Source organism: Pseudomonas sp. AC242, from assembly GCF_979258655.1.
In genome coordinates this window covers 4,759,787-4,774,868 of the sequence record NZ_OZ409873.1, presented here as the reverse complement: position 1 = coordinate 4,774,868, position 15,082 = coordinate 4,759,787, and the positions used below count along the sequence as shown (strand labels likewise).

Sequence of the window (15,082 nt, the reverse complement as noted above, 5' to 3'; positions counted from 1 at the left end):
TCAAGTGAACGACGCGCATGGTCTGGCCGGGCTTCGCCTGCGCTGCAATCATTCATCTGTCACTGACCCAAGGTTCTCCATGGCTCAATACGTCTTCACCATGCATCGGCTGGGCAAAGTTGTTCCGCCGAAGCGGGAAATTCTCAAAAATATTTCGCTGTCGTTCTTCCCCGGCGCCAAAATTGGCGTACTCGGCCTCAACGGTTCGGGTAAGTCCACGCTGCTGAAAATCATGGCCGGCGTCGACACCGAGTTCGAGGGCGAAGCCCGTCCGATGCCGGACCTGAACATCGGTTATCTGCCACAAGAGCCACAACTTGACCCGACCAAGACCGTGCGTGAAGTGGTCGAGGAAGCAGTCAGCGTGATCAAGGATGCGCAAGCGCGTCTGGACGAGGTCTACGCCGCTTACGCCGATCCGGATGCCGACTTCGACAAGCTCGCCGCCGAGCAAGCCAAACTCGAAGCGATCCTGCAGGCCAGCGATGGGCACAACCTTGAGCGTCAACTGGAAGTCGCTGCCGACGCCCTGCGTCTGCCGGCCTGGGACGCAAAAGTAGAACACCTGTCCGGTGGTGAAAAGCGTCGTGTGGCCCTGTGCCGTCTGCTGCTGTCCGCCCCGGACATGCTGCTGCTCGACGAACCGACCAACCACTTGGACGCTGACTCCGTGGCGTGGCTGGAGCACTTCCTGCACGACTTCCCGGGCACCGTGGTAGCGATCACGCACGACCGTTACTTCCTCGACAACGTCGCCGGCTGGATTCTCGAACTCGACCGCGGCGCGGGCATCCCGTACGAAGGCAACTACTCTGGTTGGCTCGAAGCCAAGTCCGATCGTCTGGCGGCGGAATCCAAGCAGCAGTCGGCCCACGAAAAAGCCATGAAGGAAGAACTGGAGTGGGTGCGCAAAGGCGCCAAGGCCCGCCAGTCGAAATCCAAGGCACGTCTGCAACGCTTCGAGGAAATGCAATCGCAGGAATTCCAGAAGCGCAGCGAAACCAACGAGATCTACATCCCGGCCGGTCCGCGCCTGGGCGACAAGGTCATCGAATTCAAGAACGTCACCAAGGGCTACGGCGATCGCGTGCTGATCGACAACCTGTCGTTCTCGATGCCGAAGGGCGCCATCGTCGGCGTGATCGGCGGTAACGGTGCCGGTAAGTCGACCCTGTTCCGCATGCTGATGGGCAAGGAAACACCGGATTCGGGCAGCATCGAAGTCGGCGAAACCGTGCAACTGGCCTGCGTCGATCAGAGCCGTGACGACCTGGACGGCAGCAAGACTGTGTTCCAGCAAATCTCCGACGGTTCCGACCAGATCCGCATCGGCAACTACGAGATTCCGTCGCGTACTTATGTCGGTCGCTTCAACTTCAAGGGCGGCGATCAGCAGAAGTTCGTCAAAGACCTGTCCGGTGGTGAGCGCGGTCGTCTGCACCTGGCGCTGACCCTGAAGGAGGGCGGCAACGTCCTGCTGCTCGACGAACCGTCCAACGACCTCGACGTTGAAACCCTGCGTTCCCTGGAAGAAGCCCTGCTGGACTTCCCGGGCGCTGCGATTGTGATCTCTCACGATCGGTGGTTCCTTGACCGTGTGGCGACACACATCCTGGCGTACGAAGACGACTCGCAAGCGATCTTCTTCGAAGGTAACTACACCGAGTACGAAGCCGATCGCAAGAAACGCCTCGGCGAAGCGGCTGCCCAGCCGCACCGCGTACGTCACAAGAAACTGGCCTGATATCGGGTTGGTTGCATGAAAAAGCGGAGCCTTCGGGCTCCGTTTTTTTTTGCCTGGTTTTTCAGGGATACCGAGTTGGATTCATCGCTGGCAAGCCAAGCTCCCACAGGGTTTTGTGGGGTGTTCGAGATAGGTGTTTCACCGATGTCCGATGTGGGAGCTGGCTTGCCAGCGATGGCGGTATAACTGTTGGTGCATCACTTGAATTTGATCTCACCATTCAGGTGCAAAACTGGGCAAAAACCAGCCGGATTTATATCCTGTGCACCATTTAATTTCATAACTGCGACATTTTGCTCTGTTCCTGTGCGCATTTCGTTTGTTACAGTCCGGCCCAATCTCCTCCAACGACAATAAATTTGCCGAGACTTTTGCCATGATCGAATCCGTTGAATCCTTCCTCGCCCGCCTGAAAAAACGCGATCCGGATCAACCCGAATTTCACCAGGCCGTCGAAGAAGTCCTGCGCAGTCTGTGGCCGTTCCTCGAAGCCAATCCGCATTACCTGAACTCGGGGATTCTGGAACGTATCTGCGAGCCGGAGCGTGCCGTGGTGTTCCGCGTGTCATGGGTCGACGATCAGGGCAAAGTGCAAGTCAATCGCGGTTTCCGCATCCAGATGAACAGCGCCATCGGCCCGTACAAGGGCGGCTTGCGCTTTCACCCATCGGTGAACCTGGGCGTGCTGAAATTCCTCGCCTTCGAGCAGACCTTCAAGAACTCCCTGACCTCGTTGCCGATGGGCGGCGGCAAGGGCGGTTCCGACTTTGATCCGAAGGGCAAGAGCGACGCTGAAGTCATGCGCTTCTGTCAGGCGTTCATGAGCGAGTTGTATCGCCATATTGGCGCCGACGTTGACGTGCCGGCCGGTGATATCGGTGTCGGTGCGCGCGAGATTGGCTTCCTCTTTGGCCAGTACAAACGCCTGAGCAACCAGTTCACCAGCGTACTGACCGGCAAGGGCATGACCTACGGCGGCAGCCTGATTCGTCCGGAAGCCACCGGTTTCGGTTGCGTGTACTTCGCGGAGGAAATGCTCAAGCGCCGCGAGCAGACCGTCGAAGGCAAGCGCGTGGCGATCTCCGGTTCCGGCAACGTTGCGCAATACGCGGCGCGCAAAGTGATGGATCTGGGCGGCAAGGTGATTTCCCTGTCCGACTCCGAAGGCACGTTGTATTGCGAAGCCGGGTTGAGCGAAGAGCAGTGGCTGGCGCTGCTGGAACTGAAAAACGTTAAACGCGGGCGCATCAGTGAATTGGCGGCAGCGTTCGGTCTGGAATTCCGCGCCGGCCAGTTGCCGTGGTCGCTGCCGTGCGACATCGCGCTGCCGTGCGCTACGCAGAATGAGCTCGACGCTGAAGCCGCACACGCGTTATTGCGCAATGGCTGCGTGTGCGTGGCTGAAGGCGCGAACATGCCGACCACACTGGAGGCTGTGGATATCTTTATCGAGGCCGGGATTCTGTTCGCCCCGGGCAAAGCATCCAACGCCGGCGGTGTCGCGGTGAGCGGTCTGGAGATGTCGCAGAACGCCATGCGCCTGCTGTGGACGGCAGGTGAGGTGGACAGCAAGCTGCACGCGATCATGCAGTCGATCCACCACGCTTGCGTGCATTACGGTGAAGAGAACGGCCGGATCAACTACGTCAAAGGCGCGAACATCGCCGGCTTCGTCAAAGTCGCCGATGCAATGCTCGCGCAGGGTGTGGTTTAAGCCGGTTCGATGCGGATCACTTCAATCATTTGATCGCCGGCGGGGCGCTGCCACAGCACCTCGTCATTGAGTCGGGCACCGAGCAGCGCCCGGCCCAAGGGTGAGCCCCAATTGATCAGGCCTTTGCTGGCATCGGCCTGATCTTCGCCGACCAGTTGCACCCGGCGTTCGGTGTCGTGCTCATCGGCGTAGGTCACCCAACTGCCGATCTGCACTTTGTCTCTGGACGTTGCTGCTACGGCGACTTGTGCGCTGCTCAGGCGCTGATTGAAATAACGCAAATCACGTTGCAGATCCGCCAGCCGTTGCTTGTCGGCCTGCTCACCTCTGGCTGATTGTTCGGCATGCAGGCTTTGCAGCTCGGCGACTTTGGCCTGCAACTGCGCCAACCCTTGCGGCGTGACGTAATTGGGCTGCTCGCTGACCTGTCGTTCAACCGGCTGATCGGCTTGTGCGGCGGCGTTGTCTTCGTTGACGAATGCGCGACTCATGGTGTCCTCCTCGTATGAGGTTTGGGCCATGCTCGCAGGCATTTGGTTTCACTGGATGTCTGGAAGCGACCTATTGCGAGCGATAAGCCCGTCCGGCGTCCTGATCTTTCTGCTGCTGCCAGGCGCGTTCTCGTTCGTCCCAGTGTTCGTTGCGATACTCTTCGCGTCCCTTGTTTTCCAGCATCGCCTGACACTGGCGGAAGCCGTCGGTCCAGCCTTCGGCGTATTGCTTGTCTTTAAGATAGCGCGGCACGTTCTTGCGAAACTCGCCGCTGATCGAACCGGCCGCCTGGCGACCGCTGATGCAACCGTCATCGAAGCCGTCGGCGAAGGCCGGTGGATAACCCTTGGCGATCAGATCTTCATGGGTGGTCTGGCAACCGCCCAGCAACAACACAACACCCAACAAACCCGCACACCGCCACATCGCACTCTCCCGCGCCGGTTCTCGGCTTATGGGAAAGTCTAGAAGCTGATTCGTCGAGCGTTGGTGAAAGGCATGTGAGTAATTCGTTGAGCACCACAAATCCCCTGTAGGAGTGAGCCTGCTCGCGATAGCGGTGTATCAGTCACCGCACCAGTGACTTATGAATTGCTATCGCGAGCAGGCTCACTCCTACAGGGGGATGTGTTCGGGATCAGTAGTGATACCACTTCACTTCAAGCATGACTTCGGTTTCCGGCGTGGCGAGATGGCTGAACTCACGCTGCGCACTCAGGCGCAAACCAAGATTACGCGACAACTCCCACTGCTGATTCAAACTCAGGCTGCGGCGCACTTCGCCATTGAAGAAGTAATCGCCCTTGGCCTCCAGGCTGAGATTGCCCAGCGGATTTTTCCACAACACGCCGGTATTGAAACCGCCGGCCGGGGACACGAACTCGGCGAAATCATTGTTGTGTTCAACGCGCACGGTGCCGAGGGCAAAACCCAGCACATCGTCACCCAGCGCCCACGTGCCACCGCCACCACCGTTGACGTGGCTGACCAGCGTCTCGTCATCATGCTTGCCCGGTACGCGCTCCAGACCACCAGTGACCTGCCACGACAGCGGTTGCAGCAGCTCATTACGCGGCGTCAGCGAACGAATCGTCGCCAGATCCAGTTGCTGGAACTGCCAGTGATTGCCTTCGTACTGACGCAACTTCATCTGCAGGATCTCGATTTGTGCGCCGAGCGGGAAGCTTTCGGCGTTGTCGTTGAGATCGTGATAAGCCATGCGCAAACCGTACTCACCGAATGCACGATCACCACGGGTGCCGAGACCGGCCTGCCAGGTGCGGGATTCGTGGCCGTCTTCCGGCAAGCCTGGCTGCGGAATGTCCAACTCAGGCGCCGGGTTCTTGTTGATCGCCCGCAGCAATTCGAAACTGCGTTGCGCCCGTTGCGGATCACGCTCCTGACCGTTGGCGCGGTAGCGCTCCAGACGATACGCCGCGTCGATGATCAACGCCTGACGGTCGCGTGGCAGGGCTTTGAACGCCGGATCCTGCAACTGCTGCTGATCGGCGCTGACGTTCAGCACCCATTGCTGTTCGTCACTGTTCAATGGCTCGGCGCGGCTGAGCAATTCGCGCTCACGGGACGGACGATATTCGATGCTTTCCACCAGCCCGGCTTCTTTCACCGCTTTAACGGTATCGGTAGGAATGGCGGTCAGCGGGAATTGTTCGGTCAGGCGCAGACTCGGCCGGGCGACTTGCAGCAACTCCAGCAGGCGATACGAGCAGTTTTCGTCGAAGAAGAAGTAGTCGAACTGGATCTGCTTCAACTCCCACACATGCTCGACCATGCGTGCGGTTTCTTCTTGCGTCAGATTGAGCCGGTATTCCCACAGATCGCGGTTTTCCAGGCTGCGGTATTCCGAGAGTTTTTCCTGATACGGCACCAGGGCGAACAATCCCGGATAACCGCCCATCAAACCTTTCCAAGCGTAGAGAATGCTGTTGTCCGAGCCTTCGATGTAGGCGCCAAAGTTGATCGCATAACTGAGCAGCGACGTCTTGTCGGCCTGCACGTCAGCCTGATCGATACGCAGCAGGGTGTGGCCGAACATCGATGACGGGCTATTCAGATAGGCCGCCGGGAAGATCATCACCGCGCTGTGCGGCGAGACATCCTTGAACCACTTCTTGTATTCAGCGCATGCCGGTGTCGGTAGATCCCCGAGATTGAGCTGCGCTTTCAGCCAGCGGGTGCGCGCCGGATAAACGCATTGCGCATGTTGCTCGCCGAGACTGGCCGGGGCGTACAGCGCTTGCACGGTGGCCGCCAGTTCATGATCGGGATGTTCGTTGCCATCGGGCGCCAGAAAAAACTTCTTGTCGCTGACATAGCTGCGCCAGCCGCCAAGCTTGGCGGTTTCGTAGTGACCGAGGGAAATCCAGAAGCGGTCGTTGGCCAGTTGCTGCAAACGTTGAGGGTCGATGGTTGGCGCGGCGGACAGCGGGGCGCAGACACAGAGCGCCAGCCAGGCAAGGCGTTTGAGCATAGTCGGCAACTTGAACAGGAAAGAAATAAAGACCCAAGGAGGGCGGGCCGAAAAAATAAAACCCGCTTCCCGAAGGAAGCGGGCGAGGTCGAGCTTAAGCCTGAGTTGCGTACTTGGCCAGACGAGGATCCGATTTCAGTACGGCCAGGGTGTTGGTATGCACGTCTTCAGCGGTCACGTCAGCCTTGCTGAAGATCTGCTGGAAGTGCTCGTGAGTCACAGCTGCGAAGTGCGCGCGATCTTCCGGCGCCACGCCCAGTACCACGGCATAAGTCGTCAGCGCTTCGCCGTTGCCTTTGGCCATGTCTTCGGACAGCTCGTTCATCATGCCATTCATGGCAAACCAGGATTTGCCGCCGTAGGTCAGCGATGCGTTGGTCGAGCAACCGTTGGTGCCGGACGTCATCCCGAAGGTGGCGTTACCGGAAGTGCCGTTGGTGGTGGAAGCGAGGAAGTGAGCAGGGGTGCCACGCTGACCTTCGAACAGCATGTTGCCCCAACCGCAATCCGGGCCGCCTGGAGCTTGCGCCATTGCGTTGATGGATACAGCGGTGAAGAGAGTACCGAGAAGAATCCGTTTCATAGCTTTTTTCTCTTTGTGTGCATACCAATGGACAGGGTTCTGGCCCCCCAAGCTCTGTACGAGACAGACCCAAACGAAGCCAGTGGGCCGGTATTAGTTCCAGCCGCGCAGTTTGGAGTTTAGGCACGTTCCAGGGGTTCCGTGGTTTTTTGCAAAATATTTGGAATAAACCCCGGTTTCAGGGGGCGGGCCGCCGGCTTGGCCGGTTGTCTATGCTTTGTGGTGTGGCGCGCCTTGCCAGTGGGGCACGGGCAGCGCCAGAATGCCGCTATCTGCCCCGCCTGATTGTTAAGGAAGCCCGATGCCTGATCCTGTTGCTGCCAGCTTGCGTCTCGCGCCCGAAGCGCTGACCCGTCCGTTTTCCGCTGAACAGTTCAGCTTCACTACCACCAATGATCTGGAGCCCTTTCGCGGTGTGCTCGGCCAGGAACGCGCGGTCGAAGCCTTGCAGTTCGGTGTGGCCATGCCACGCCCCGGTTACAACGTATTCGTGATGGGCGAGCCCGGCACCGGCCGCTTCTCGTTCGTCAAACGCTACCTGAAGGCCGAAGGCAAGCGCCTGCAGACCCCGGCCGACTGGGTCTACGTGAATAATTTCGACGAGCCGCGCGAACCACGTGCACTGGAATTGCCTTCGGGCACTGCCGGCGTCTTTATCGGTGACATCAACGGCTTGATCGACAACCTGCTGGCAACGTTTCCAGCGGTGTTCGAGCACCCGTCCTACCAGCAAAAGAAAAGCGCCATCGACCGCGCTTTCAACCAGCGCTATGACAAGGCCCTCGACATCATCGAGCGTCTGGCCCTGGAAAAAGACGTCGCCCTGTACCGCGACAGCAGCAACGTTGCCTTCACGCCGATGCTCGACGGCAAGGCTCTGGACGAAGCGGAATTCGCTCAGTTGCCAGAGGCTGATCGCGAGCGTTTTCACGAAGACATTTCCGGCCTCGAAGAGCGCCTGAACGAAGAACTCGCCAGCCTGCCGCAGTGGAAGCGCGAGTCGAACAATCAACTGCGTTCGCTCAACGAAGAAACCATCACCTTGGCGCTGCAGCCATTGCTGTCGCCGCTGTCGGAGAAGTACGCCGAGAACGCCGCGGTCTGCGGTTACCTGCAAGCCATGCAGGTCTACTTGCTGAAAACCGTGGTCGAGCAATTGGTCGATGACAGCAAGACCGACGCCGTCGCGCGCAAGCTGCTGGAAGAGCAATACGCGCCGAGCCTGGTGGTCGGCCATCCGGTGAGCGGCGGTGCGCCGGTGGTGTTCGAGCCGCACCCGACTTACGAAAACCTCTTCGGTCGCATCGAATACACCACCGATCAGGGCGCGCTTTACACCACCTATCGGCAGTTGCGTCCCGGTGCCTTGCACCGCGCCAACGGTGGTTTCCTGATTCTTGAAGCGGAAAAAATGCTCAGCGAGCCGTTCGTGTGGGACGCGCTGAAACGCGCCCTGCAATCGCGCAAGCTGAAAATGGAATCGCCGCTGGGCGAGATGGGCCGTTTCGCCACGGTCACGCTCAACCCGCAGCACATTCCGTTGCAGGTCAAAGTCATCATCATCGGTGCGCGGTCGCTGTATTACACGCTGCAGGACCTTGATCCGGACTTCCAGGAGATGTTCCGCGTCCTCGTGGATTTCGACGAAGACATCCCGATGGTCGACGAGAGCCTGGAACAATTTGCCCAGCTGTTGAAAACCCGCACGTCGGAAGAAGGCATGGCACCGTTGACCGCCGATGCGGTGGCACGTCTGGCGACGTACAGCGCTCGTTTGGCCGAGCACCAGGGGCGTTTGTCGGCACGTATCGGTGATCTGTTCCAACTGGTCAGCGAAGCGGATTTCATCCGTCATCTGGCCGGCGATGAGATGACCGATGCCGGGCATATCGAACGTGCGTTGAAAGCCAAGGCCACACGCACCGGTCGCGTGTCGGCGCGGATTCTCGACGACATGCTCGCCGGGATCATCCTGATCGACACTGATGGTGCGGCGGTCGGCAAATGCAATGGCCTGACCGTACTCGAAGTCGGTGATTCGGCATTCGGTGTGCCGGCGCGGATTTCCGCCACGGTGTATCCGGGCGGCAGCGGCATCGTCGACATCGAGCGTGAAGTCAACCTTGGGCAGCCGATTCACTCCAAAGGCGTGATGATTCTCACCGGGTATCTGGGCAGCCGTTACGCTCAGGAATTCCCGCTGGCTATTTCCGCGAGCATCGCGCTGGAGCAGTCGTACGGTTACGTCGATGGCGACAGTGCGTCGCTGGGTGAGGCGTGCACGCTGATTTCGGCGCTGTCGAAAACCCCGTTGAAGCAGTGCTTTGCGATCACCGGTTCGATCAATCAGTTTGGCGAAGTGCAGGCGGTGGGCGGGGTCAACGAGAAGATCGAAGGCTTCTTCCGTCTCTGCGAAGCACGCGGGCTGACGGGCGAGCAGGGCGCGATCATTCCGCAGGCCAACGTCGCTACGCTAATGCTCGATGAGAAAGTCCTGGCGGCAGTGCGTGCCGGGCAGTTCCACGTGTACGCGGTGCGTCAGGCCGACGAGGCGTTGAGCCTGCTGGTCGGTGAACCGGCCGGTGAGCCGAATGCCGATGGCGAATTCCCGGAAGGCAGCATCAACGCGCGGGTGGTGGAGCGCTTGCGCGACATCGCTGAAATGATCAGCGAAGAAGACCTCAAGGAAGCCGAGAAGGAACTGGCGCAAGAGGCCTTGGCCGAAGCCAAGCCGGCTTAAGCCTGGCGCGGTCAAACTGTAGGAGTGAGCCTGCTCGCGATAGCGGAGTGTCAGTCGGCGAATAAGTCGACTGGTTCACCGCTATCGCGAGCAGGCTCACTCCTACATTTTTTTTTGTGGGGATCTTCGGGAAATCGCCACTACTCTGGCGCCAATATTCACACAATGACCATTCGGCGCCTTCTGGTTTCATTCGGCTTGCGCAGCGGACTTTTCTTCTATTCTCAGCTCAAGGATATCGACAGTATCACTGGATCGAGCCAGTCCTCCCGTGGGGGCTGAATACCGGCTTCACCGAGGGTCGCCGCCATGTCGCGCAACCTCTGTCTCACCCGTCAATGCCTGGGTCTTGTGACCCGTATCGAATGCGCCATCAAGCCGTTGGCCGGCGATAACGGTATGTGGACGCTGCTCTTCGCGGCCGGCATGGCCGGCGAACAACCTTCTGCCATCAAAGCCCAGGGCCCGTTTCATGGGCCGGTCGCCGCCGAATCGATACTCGACACCATTGTCGAAAGTCTGACCTTGCATGGCTACGAACTGGCTGACGATCCGCAGATCTGGAGCCTGCACCTGCAAGCGCAGTTGCGGCAGATCAACGGTGGTCGCGGCCGCGCCCTGTAGGAGCTGCCGCAGGCTGCGATCTTTTGATCTTGCCCTTCAAGGCGCAGTCTCAGGCATCGGCGCCTTGTCGAGCTTGACCTCAAAACCGTATTGCACGGTGGCGAGGTCGGTTCGCTGATAGGCTTCGACGTGGGTCGGGCGGCCATAGAAATAATGCACGCCAAACAACGCCGGGCCTTCTGCGCTTGCATCGTGGCTGACCGAGAGAATCTGCTTGAGGTAGTTGCCACTGTCGTCTTTGACGAAGAAACGCCACTCGTTGGGCGGGAACAGTTTCAGATCCACCACCAATTGGTTGTTCTTGATCTCCAGGCCTTTGGGCAAGGATTTGGCGTCGTATGCCTGTTTGGCCACCGTGGCGAGAAACAGCGGCATTGAGCCTACCGCAATCGCCGGGGTTTCCGGGAACAGGTTCAGGTCGTAGGTGATCGTCGCGCGCAGCGGATCGACTTGATAGGCCTCGGGCGGCAGTTCGATCGGTTCATCGAGCTTGCCACTGCGCTTTTCGGTAAAGAACGTGACCGGACTGACGCCCGGACTGAAGTCATCGCCCAGCAACTCATCGTTGAACGTACGGCGATGGGAAAACTCGATGCGCGCTGCGCTCGGTTCTTCCACGGACTGATGGACGCGGATGCCAGCCTTCAATTGCTCTTCGGTCAGGCTCGCGCCCTTGAGCCAGTTAACCGCCAGATCGTCGTACACCGTCACCGAGGGATCCAGCGGCTGGATGGTTTTCTCCGTGGTGTGCTGATTGAACGTACGAATCGGCAGATCCAGCGATTTGCGGGTCACGGTCGCCGAAGAAAAATCCAGCACGCTGACTTCCAGCGTTTCGATCGGGCCATTGAAATAGACCTTGTTGTAGCGACGCGGGTGTTTCTGCTCGAAATCCTGTTGTTCCTGGGTCAGCTGCTTTTCCAGCGTAGCGCTCCAGGCTTTCTGCTGTTGCAGGTACGTCAGTTGTTTTTCGTAGAAGGCTACTTGCTCCGGACTCTCGTTGATCGAACCGGCGCGTACCAGATATTGCCCGGTTTTATCGCGGGCCTGGACGATCAGCGGATTGAGCTGCGCCTCTGCGACTTCCGCAGCCAGTGGCAGGTTGTTGCTGAATTCGACTTCGGCGTAGTTGTTTGCAAGTTTCAGCAGTTTGACGCTGAGGTTGTCATTGCTGCGGGTCTGGCCGACGTCCTGTTGTGTCAGGTCGAAGCTGTACAGGCGGCGCGGGGCGATGACTTCGATCTGGCCTTGCAGGCTGACCGGTTGCGGCAGGGACTTCTTGTCCACGTTCAGCCCATCAATGAACGGATAGGTCACGGTCAGGTCATCGGGGTTGGTGACGTTGGAGCTGGAAGGGCTGAGCTGAATGCCAGGATCGGTTTCTGACCATTCCGGCTGATAGGCGATCACACGTTTGTTGCTCAAGGTCACTGACTGCCATTCCACGCCATGGGGGAACAGGAAACCGCCGGGAATGTTCAGGTTGAACGGGAACACCGGTTGCAGATCGGTGAGGTAATCGGAACTGGCGTCCTTGTGCAGCACGAACAAGCCATTGATAAACGTGTCGACCAGCGTCTGCGGGGCAGGGTAGTGCTTGAGCACGGCGAGGGCGTCTTCACCGTATTCGGTGTGCGGTGGGTTGTCGTCGAGTTTGATCTGCGCCCGTTCGAGCAGCAGCAGCGAGCCGCCGAGTTCAGTGATGGCGTCCTTGAGTTTTGGATCGGTGATGGCGTCCAGTGACTGTTCGAACTTTGCGGTTTTTTCTTCAAGGCTGGCGGCGTGTTTCTCGTCGCCGGGCGAGCAACCGCTGATCAACAGAGCAAGGCAGATTCCGGCCGTCATTATCGGTAATCGCACATCCATTTCCACACGTCCTGTCTACAGTCACTGGGCTGTCAATGGTTTGGACACTAGCAGAAAAAAAACACCCACACGCGCAGGTGGCGGATTTTCGGGCAGTTTCTGGCTGTCATGGGGGGCTGGTATACTCGCGGCCATTTCCAGCCCCCTGTGTGAGATTCAATGGAACGCTTTATCGAAAATGCAATGTACGCCTCGCGCTGGCTGCTGGCGCCGATCTATATCGGGCTGTCCCTCGGGCTGCTGGCGCTGGCACTGAAATTTTTCCAGGAAGTTTTTCACATCCTGCCCAACGTGTTCTCGATGGCCGAGTCGGAACTGATTCTGGTGCTGCTGTCGCTGATCGACATGGCGCTGGTTGGCGGCCTGCTGGTGATGGTGATGATTTCCGGCTACGAGAACTTCGTCTCTGAACTGAACATTGATGAAGGCAAGGAAAAACTCAGCTGGCTCGGCACCATGGACTCTTCGTCGCTGAAGATGAAAGTGGCGGCCTCGATCGTGGCGATTTCCTCGATCCACTTGCTGCGCATCTTCATGGATGCCAAGAACGTCGATCCCGAGCACTTGATGTGGTACGTGATCATCCACATGACCTTCGTCGTCTCGGCGTTCGCCATGGGTTACCTGGACAAGGTCACCAAGCACTGATCAACCGTTGATCGCTGCAAAAACACCGCCCGTCTGTTGCGAAACAGACGGGCGGTGTCATTTGTGGCTTGTGCTTTGATGCGTGCGGGCATATCCCTGTAGAGGTCCTGATTCGCCACTGTCTGAGGTGCGTTCATGAACCTGCAAGAGTTGAATGCGTATGCCATCGCCAAGAAGGTCGATGAGTTGAACCTGATCTCCATGGAAGGCGGGATTTATCTGCTCGAAGCACGGATGCATGGTGCGGCATATCCGTTAAGTGATCTCAAAGGCAACATGCTGACACTGCGTTCGGTGGAGCATGCGCGGGATTTGCTGCATGCCTTCCCGGTGCTGCCGTTCAATCTCGTACACACCTCGGTACACGATGAAATGTGTGGCCTGGGCCCGAGCAGCGAGGAAAGTCTGAAAGTGCCACTGGCCTGGGGTTCGGCGCTGTAGGCCTTGCGCGCCATCGCCTGAGCATCTGTGCTAGTCTGCTCGCCCTTTTGGTTCCGGGCGCGCCGGGACGCGCTGTGCACGCACGGCAAGTCTTGTGGCCGTCCGCACAGCGGAGCAGTGTCATGTCCGAAGTAAATCTGTCCACCGACGAAACCCGCGTCAGCTACGGCATCGGCCGTCAGCTGGGTGACCAGCTGCGCGACAACCCGCCACCGGGCGTGAGCCTGGACGCGATCCTGGCTGGCCTGACCGACGCGTTCGCCGGTAAGGAAAGCCGTGTTGGCCAGGAAGAAATGTCCGCCAGCTTCAAGGTTATCCGCGAGATCATGCAAGCCGAAGCGGCTGCCAAAGCTGAAGCCGCTGCTGGCGAAGGCCTGGCCTTCCTGGCTGAAAACGCCAAGCGTGAAGGCATCACCACCCTGGCTTCCGGCCTGCAGTTCGAAGTGCTGACTCAGGGCGAAGGCGCCAAGCCGACCCGTGAAGATCAAGTACGTACGCACTACCACGGCACACTGATCGACGGCACTGTGTTCGACAGCTCCTACGAGCGTGGCCAGCCTGCAGAATTCCCGGTTGGCGGCGTGATCGCCGGCTGGACCGAAGCCCTGCAACTGATGAATGCCGGCAGCAAATGGCGTCTGTACGTGCCGAGCGAACTGGCTTACGGCGCTCAAGGCGTTGGCAGCATCCCGCCGCACAGCGTTCTGGTATTCGACGTCGAGCTGCTGGACGTTCTGTAAGACCGGGCCTGCCTTGATGGCGGGCTAATGTAGGAGTGAGCCTGCTCCGGGCGGCGATCCGCCGATGGCGTCCTTTCAGTCAGCAAATCTGTTGCCTGATACAACGATTTCGCGAGCAGGCTCACTCCTACAGTTTTTTCCGCGTTTCATAGTTCTATCTTGTGCTGCAGCTCACTGGTCGGGCGCAAGGCCCGGGCATAGCAGAACAGGAACAGATTGCGCACCAGTTCCTTGAGCACCAGCGGCTCGCTGGAATTGAGGCTGCTGACGTCCAGATCCCCTTGATCCTGCAGTTCATGCAGAGCCTCTTCTTCAAGCACCGCGCAGACTTCACCGGTTTCCCGATGGAGGATTCTGAGGTAAGGGTGTGGGCGATCCAGCCACGCGTCGATCAAATAAGTCATGGTTCTCATCTCCTTGAAGGGGTTCAATGAGAATAATTCTTATTCATTAAATAGCAAGCGTCTATTGGCGGATTCTGAGATTTTCCGGGTAAAGATTGCGTAAGGTCAAAACGGCTGGCGTTTGGCTATTGCGTGATTTTATTGGGGCGGAGCGCGGAGGGCGAAGCTCCATCCCACGTCTGGCGCGGGATGGATGACAACAGATTCAGACCTTTCTGACGAACTCGGATTTGAGCTTCATCGGGCCGATACCGTCGATCTTGCAGTCGATGTCGTGGTCGCCATCGCACAGGCGGATGTTCTTGACCTTGGTGCCGACCTTGACCACCAGCGAGGTGCCCTTGACCTTGAGGTCCTTGATCACGGTGATGGTGTCGCCGTCCTGCAGGACGTTGCCGACCGAATCTTTCTTCACGGCATCATCGGACGCCACTTCGGTTTCGCCGCTGGCGGACCACTCGTGGGCGCACTCCGGGCACACCAGTTGGCTACCGTCTTCGTAGGTGTATTCGGAATTGCATTTTGGGCAGGGTGGCAACGTGCTCACTAAGGCTCCTTGGGTATGGATCGCTAAAAGTCGCACATTGTATAGGGT

Annotated in this window: 14 protein-coding genes; 7 read left to right on the top strand and 7 right to left on the bottom strand. The window is 58.7% G+C overall.

The window, feature by feature from the left end; all coding sequences use genetic code 11:
• Window positions 1-79 precede the first annotated feature (79 nt).
• Window positions 80-1,744 (top strand): energy-dependent translational throttle protein EttA, encoded by a 1,665-nt coding sequence (gene ettA, locus ACZZ0A_RS21390; protein WP_007909789.1) that lies wholly within the window; start codon window positions 80-82, stop codon window positions 1,742-1,744.
• Between the two features lie 376 nt (window positions 1,745-2,120).
• Window positions 2,121-3,458: an NADP-specific glutamate dehydrogenase gene (gdhA, locus tag ACZZ0A_RS21385; RefSeq protein WP_095114067.1), complete on the top strand. Its 1,338-nt coding sequence runs from the start codon at window positions 2,121-2,123 to the stop codon at window positions 3,456-3,458.
• Here gdhA and ACZZ0A_RS21380 read toward each other — a convergent pair.
• The 4 genes from ACZZ0A_RS21380 to ACZZ0A_RS21365 form a co-directional block, all read right to left on the bottom strand.
• On the bottom strand, window positions 3,455-3,949 hold the full coding sequence (locus tag ACZZ0A_RS21380; RefSeq protein WP_123375906.1) for a GreA/GreB family elongation factor: 495 nt from the start codon (window positions 3,947-3,949) through the stop codon (window positions 3,455-3,457). The two genes, gdhA and ACZZ0A_RS21380, sit on opposite strands and share 4 nt — an antisense overlap.
• Before the next feature lie 70 nt (window positions 3,950-4,019).
• Entirely contained in the window at window positions 4,020-4,376 is a 357-nt protein-coding gene (locus ACZZ0A_RS21375) for a hypothetical protein (RefSeq protein ID WP_016986195.1), read from the bottom strand.
• A gap of 211 nt (window positions 4,377-4,587) precedes the next feature.
• Entirely contained in the window at window positions 4,588-6,441 is a 1,854-nt protein-coding gene (locus tag ACZZ0A_RS21370; protein WP_447787187.1) for an Lnb N-terminal periplasmic domain-containing protein, read from the bottom strand.
• A 94-nt stretch (window positions 6,442-6,535) separates the two neighbouring features.
• On the bottom strand, window positions 6,536-7,024 hold the full coding sequence (locus tag ACZZ0A_RS21365; RefSeq protein WP_007909797.1) for a DUF3015 domain-containing protein: 489 nt from the start codon (window positions 7,022-7,024) through the stop codon (window positions 6,536-6,538).
• 301 nt (window positions 7,025-7,325) lie between these two features.
• Between ACZZ0A_RS21365 and ACZZ0A_RS21360 the strand changes: the two genes are divergently transcribed.
• Together ACZZ0A_RS21360 and ACZZ0A_RS21355 are read left to right on the top strand one after the other, a co-directional pair.
• Window positions 7,326-9,764 (top strand): Lon protease family protein, encoded by a 2,439-nt coding sequence (locus ACZZ0A_RS21360; RefSeq protein WP_007909798.1) that lies wholly within the window; start codon window positions 7,326-7,328, stop codon window positions 9,762-9,764.
• 309 nt (window positions 9,765-10,073) lie between these two features.
• Window positions 10,074-10,388, top strand: coding sequence for a PA4575 family protein (locus tag ACZZ0A_RS21355; protein WP_007909799.1), 315 nt, complete (start codon window positions 10,074-10,076; stop codon window positions 10,386-10,388).
• Window positions 10,389-10,424: 36 nt separating this feature from the next.
• Here the strand turns inward: ACZZ0A_RS21355 and ACZZ0A_RS21350 are convergent, their stop codons facing one another.
• Window positions 10,425-12,254 carry a hypothetical protein gene (locus tag ACZZ0A_RS21350; protein WP_007909800.1) on the bottom strand — a complete coding sequence of 610 codons (1,830 nt, stop codon included), beginning with the start codon at window positions 12,252-12,254 and terminating at the stop codon, window positions 10,425-10,427.
• A 159-nt stretch (window positions 12,255-12,413) separates the two neighbouring features.
• Between ACZZ0A_RS21350 and ACZZ0A_RS21345 the strand changes: the two genes are divergently transcribed.
• The 3 genes from ACZZ0A_RS21345 (at window position 12,414) to ACZZ0A_RS21335 (ending at window position 14,083) form a co-directional block, all read left to right on the top strand.
• Window positions 12,414-12,902, top strand: a complete 489-nt coding sequence (locus ACZZ0A_RS21345; protein WP_007909801.1) for a TIGR00645 family protein — start codon at window positions 12,414-12,416, stop codon at window positions 12,900-12,902.
• A 135-nt stretch (window positions 12,903-13,037) separates the two neighbouring features.
• Window positions 13,038-13,343: a DUF6482 family protein gene (locus ACZZ0A_RS21340; protein WP_007909802.1), complete on the top strand. Its 306-nt coding sequence runs from the start codon at window positions 13,038-13,040 to the stop codon at window positions 13,341-13,343.
• 122 nt (window positions 13,344-13,465) lie between these two features.
• On the top strand, window positions 13,466-14,083 hold the full coding sequence (locus ACZZ0A_RS21335) for an FKBP-type peptidyl-prolyl cis-trans isomerase (RefSeq protein ID WP_034153844.1): 618 nt from the start codon (window positions 13,466-13,468) through the stop codon (window positions 14,081-14,083).
• Between the two features lie 146 nt (window positions 14,084-14,229).
• On the opposite strand, the gene ACZZ0A_RS21330 is transcribed toward ACZZ0A_RS21335, so the two are convergent.
• Together ACZZ0A_RS21330 and ACZZ0A_RS21325 are read right to left on the bottom strand one after the other, a co-directional pair.
• Window positions 14,230-14,487, bottom strand: a complete 258-nt coding sequence (locus ACZZ0A_RS21330) for a PA4570 family protein (protein WP_007909813.1) — start codon at window positions 14,485-14,487, stop codon at window positions 14,230-14,232.
• Window positions 14,488-14,692: 205 nt separating this feature from the next.
• Window positions 14,693-15,034: a zinc ribbon domain-containing protein YjdM gene (locus tag ACZZ0A_RS21325; protein ID WP_007909815.1), complete on the bottom strand. Its 342-nt coding sequence runs from the start codon at window positions 15,032-15,034 to the stop codon at window positions 14,693-14,695.
• Window positions 15,035-15,082 lie beyond the last annotated feature (48 nt).